This is a genomic window from Aquabacterium sp. T101, assembly GCF_057219775.1.
Window position 1 is genome coordinate 1 of sequence record NZ_JBXVVZ010000019.1, and the last position, 752, is coordinate 752.

At 65.4% G+C, this 752-nt stretch carries 1 protein-coding gene; it reads right to left on the minus strand.

Annotated elements, in window-relative coordinates; genetic code table 11:
• Positions 1-752 (minus strand): elongation factor Tu (locus tag AC2EAQ_RS18890; protein WP_484645989.1); only part of this gene is annotated, 752 nt, incomplete at both ends.

A 752-nucleotide genomic window follows, 5' to 3' on the forward strand; every position in this document is an offset into this window, starting at 1 on the left:
TCCATGATCTTGGCGACGACGCCGGCGCCGACGGTGCGGCCGCCTTCGCGGATCGCGAAGCGCAGGCCCTCTTCCATCGCGATCGGCGCGATCAGCTTGACCGTGATGCTGACGTTGTCGCCAGGCATCACCATCTCCTTGTCCTTGGGCAGCTCCACCGCACCCGTCACGTCCGTCGTGCGGAAGTAGAACTGCGGACGGTAGTTGTTGAAGAACGGCGTGTGACGCCCGCCCTCTTCCTTGCTCAGCACGTACACCTCGGCCGTGAAGTGCGTGTGCGGCTTGATCGAGCCCGGCTTGCACAGCACCTGGCCGCGCTCCACGTCCTCGCGCTTCGTGCCGCGCAGCAGAATGCCCACGTTGTCCCCCGCCTGACCCTGGTCCAGCAGCTTGCGGAACATCTCCACGCCCGTGCACGTCGTCTTCTGCGTCGCACGGATGCCCACGATCTCGATTTCCTCGCCGACCTTGATCACCCCGCGCTCCACGCGACCCGTGACCACCGTGCCGCGACCCGAGATCGAGAACACATCTTCCACCGGCATCAGGAACGCACCGTCGATCGCACGCTCGGGCGTCGGGATGTAGCTGTCCAGCGCCTCGGCCAGCTTCATGATGGCGCCTTCGCCCAGCTCGCCCTTGTCGCCTTCCATCGCCAGCTTGGCCGAACCCTTCACGATCGGCGTGTCATCGCCCGGGAAGTCGTACTTGCTCAGCAGCTCGCGCACTTCCATCTCGACGAGCTCCAGCAG